At 39.8% G+C, this 3317-nt stretch carries 4 protein-coding genes; all 4 read left to right on the top strand.

Annotation, left to right across the window (positions count from 1 at the left end; genetic code table 11):
• Positions 1-10: 10 nt before the first annotated feature.
• The 4 genes from ABUA47_RS23780 to ABUA47_RS23765 all read left to right on the top strand — a co-directional run bounded on the left by ABUA47_RS23780 (position 11) and on the right by ABUA47_RS23765 (position 3106).
• Positions 11-751, top strand: a complete 741-nt coding sequence (locus ABUA47_RS23780; protein WP_009293440.1) for a TetR/AcrR family transcriptional regulator — start codon at positions 11-13, stop codon at positions 749-751.
• A gap of 686 nt (positions 752-1437) precedes the next feature.
• Positions 1438-1851 (top strand): single-stranded DNA-binding protein, encoded by a 414-nt coding sequence (locus tag ABUA47_RS23775; RefSeq protein WP_009293441.1) that lies wholly within the window; start codon positions 1438-1440, stop codon positions 1849-1851.
• A 238-nt stretch (positions 1852-2089) separates the two neighbouring features.
• Positions 2090-2845, top strand: coding sequence for a ParA family protein (locus ABUA47_RS23770; protein WP_005836855.1), 756 nt, complete (start codon positions 2090-2092; stop codon positions 2843-2845).
• A 6-nt stretch (positions 2846-2851) separates the two neighbouring features.
• Positions 2852-3106: a hypothetical protein gene (locus ABUA47_RS23765; protein WP_007761311.1), complete on the top strand. Its 255-nt coding sequence runs from the start codon at positions 2852-2854 to the stop codon at positions 3104-3106.
• The last annotated feature ends 211 nt before the right edge of the window (positions 3107-3317 follow it).

Genomic DNA, 3317 nt, shown 5'->3' with positions numbered 1-3317 from the left:
CTATAAAATAGTGAAACAGAAAGAAAAGAAAGCTCGAAATAGGAGGACAAATGAACAAATAGACAAGGATGTAATATCCGAACTTGAAAAGCTTGTAGCTGAATATGGTTTTGGCAATGTCAATTTGAGTGCATTGATGAAAGCTGCAAACATAGAAGCCAATGTGTTTTATAGAAGATACGGCTCAATGGAAAACCTTTACGACAGGCTTGCTAAGCAGTATGATTTCTGGATCAATGATGCTATTGACGTTTCCAGCCTGAACATATTTGGACCTAAAAAGTTTTTTGCGGAAACATTCAAAACCCTTTATAGGAGCTTGTCTGATAACACTGTAATGCAAAAGTTGTTGCTTTATGAAATGTCGGTTATCAATGAAACGACAAAGAGAACAGCAGAAACACGGGATATTATGAATTTAAATTTGATTGCGTATTATGACAATCTGTTTAAACCGGCGAAAATCAATATTAAGGCTATTATGGCAAATCTGATTGGCGGAATTTATTATCTGATACTTCATAGGAGATGCGCGAAAACCTGTACAATAGATTTTAATACTCAGGAAGGGGAAAAGGTCTTTTTTGAATGGATAGACTTTCTAACAGATGTCATTTTTGACAAACTGGAAGCGTATGAAAGGAACAGAAAAGCAGCTCAAGAAATGTTATCTGACGGTATAAGTGAATTTAAAATATGCAAATACATGGGTATCAATAAAAATGACTTGAGAATACTGCTTTCAAAATAACCATAGAAATCCACGAGAGCTTTCAACAGAGTCTAAAAAGTACATATAAGTGATTATGGACTTAATAGTTTAATCAGATCATTGGAGCAAGGGATATTTGACGTTAGCTGTTGTAGGCTCTTTTATAATTTTTTTCTATATATCCCTTTGTATAAGGACTGACAGCCTGCTACAAGAAAAATCTGACACGCTTTGTGTAGCGTGTTACATAAAGTGCGTCAAGTTGTTTTTTCAAAGGACAAACACGAACAGACTTGAAATTGCGGATAATGATATAAGTATATCACTATTCACAGTTTCAAGGTAGTCTTTGTATCTTAGTCCGGCTGTCCGTTCTCCTTTTTTATTATTCCCTGCTTTAGCGTTTTTCTATTCCTTTTTTATATACTTCCATTTATCGCTTTCTGCTGCCGTGCAACCTGCCGTGGATTGAATTTTTCCGCAAAGGTAATCGCCAGTCCCAGTCGTGTCAATGCCGGCATTCTGCCGCGAGTGAAGTGCAAAAATCTTCCTCTCCGCTGGTGAGCGTATTTTTCCTCTTCAGCCTTGCCAGATTGTTCCTGCCACCTTTGGATGCAGAAAAAATCATCCCGGAGGTCGCAAACAGGCCGAATAGAGGGAAAATAAAAAATATTATAAACTAAGGTAACGGTAGGACTAACCACCTGCCACAAAAAGAATTTATTATGTTATACGTTCACACAATTGGTCGCATTGGCAAGGATTGCCAGGTTATTACTGGAACACACGGTTCATTCATCGCATTTGATATGGCGGTAGATGACTATTCACATGGAAACAGCGTCACTACTTGGGTAAGGGTACGGAGTAAGAAAGAGAACCACATTCGACTATCCGAATACCTGACCAAAGGACGGTTACTGCTCATTGAGGGAACACTGTCGGCTTCACAGTGGAAGGATAAGGATGAAAACTGCCAGATTCAACTATCCATTACGGCAGACACATTGGAGTTCATCAATACCGGAAAGCGGGAGGAAGCAACTTCAGAAGCAGGTAGTCAGACGGATACCACAAGCGATGTACCTGTACCATCGGTAGCTATGCCACAAGAGAACAAGGAAGACTTACCGTTCTGATGATGTGCATATAGTGTTGATAAACAACATATACTAAATGTAGTAGTTACTAATTATAGTAAAGTAGTGAATTACCTATTAGCGAAAGTAGTATTTACTACATTTAGTTTGTTAGTATTTTAGTATAGTAGTAAATACTATAATACTAAAATACTCTTTTTAGCAAAATAGTATATACTAATTATAGTATTTACTAAGAATAGTATTATCTTTGTATTGCATATAAAGACATCAAGTTATGGCAAAAATTATAGCTGTTTTGAATCACAAGGGTGGGGTTGGCAAAACGACTACCACCATCAACCTTGCCGCTGCTTTGCGGCAGAAGAAAAAGCGTGTACTGGCTATCGACATGGACGGTCAGGCAAATCTCACAGAATCATGTGGTCTCTCCATTGAGGAGGAGCAGACGGTGTATGGGGCAATGAGAGGTGAATATCCCTTACCGGTTATCGAATTGGAGAACGGACTTGCTGTTGTGCCGTCCTGTCTCGACCTGTCGGCGGCAGAATCCGAACTGATAAACGAGCCGGGACGTGAGTTGATACTGAAAGGTTTGATTGCAAAGTTGCTTGACAGTCGGAAGTTTGACTACATCCTGATTGATTGTCCGCCCTCACTGGGTTTGCTGACACTCAACGCCCTTACCACAGCGGACTTTCTGATTATTCCGGTACAGGCACAATTCCTCGCTATGCGCGGAATGGCGAAGATTACAAGCGTGATTGAGATTGTTAAGGAACGCCTGAACCCGAACCTGAGTATTGGCGGCATTGTTATTACTCAGTTCGACAAGCGCAAGACACTCAACAAGAGTGTAGCTGAAATTATCAATGACTCTTTCTGTGACAAAGTGTTCAAAACGATTGTGCGGGACAATGTGGCACTGGCCGAAGCTCCTATAAAGGGAAAGAATGTCTTTGAATACAATAAGAACTGCAACGGAGCCAAAGATTATATGGCTTTGGCACAAGAGGTTTTGAAATTAAAATAAGGCAATATGGGCAAGAGTGATTTATTGAAAGACAGCATGAAAAGCGGACTGGACGGATTGCTGTCATCCACGAAGAAATCTCCGCAAAAGAAGGAAACTACATCGGTTAAGACAGAAAAAGAGCCTGCTGTACATTGCAATTTTGTTATTGACAAGAGTGTTCATACGCGTATGAAATTCCTTGCTATTGAGAAGAATATGTCATTGAGAGATATTGTAAATGAGGCGATGAAGGAGTATTTGGAAAAAAACGAGAAGTGAGGTATGTTCCTCGCTTCCCGTTCTTTTAAGTCTGTGGCCTTTGTTAGTATGTTATACTGATATGTGTTGCTACATATCATTCATTGACAGCCCTTTGTATGACAGGGTATAACCTTTGAACTCTCCCGTTGCACGCATGAAAGCGGCTGCTTTCGTTTCCAGTTTTTCCATGTCGATATTTTCGGCCTTGCGTTTGACTTCGAAAAATGTC

It is taken from the genome of Bacteroides sp. RTP31139st1_H2_RTP31139_211217 (assembly GCF_040227615.1).
Lineage (GTDB): Bacteria > Bacteroidota > Bacteroidia > Bacteroidales > Bacteroidaceae > Bacteroides > Bacteroides uniformis.
The sequence above is the reverse complement of the archived record's forward strand: the minus strand, read 5'-3'. Positions and strand labels throughout refer to the sequence as shown.

Excerpts from the sequence above, each read along its gene's own strand:
- ABUA47_RS23775 (WP_009293441.1), top strand. The coding sequence starts at position 1,438 with ATGTTATACGTTCACACAATTGGTCGCATTGGCAAGGATTGCCAGGTT.
- ABUA47_RS23770 (WP_005836855.1), top strand. The coding sequence starts at position 2,090 with ATGGCAAAAATTATAGCTGTTTTGAATCACAAGGGTGGGGTTGGCAAA.
- ABUA47_RS23765 (WP_007761311.1), top strand. The coding sequence starts at position 2,852 with ATGGGCAAGAGTGATTTATTGAAAGACAGCATGAAAAGCGGACTGGAC.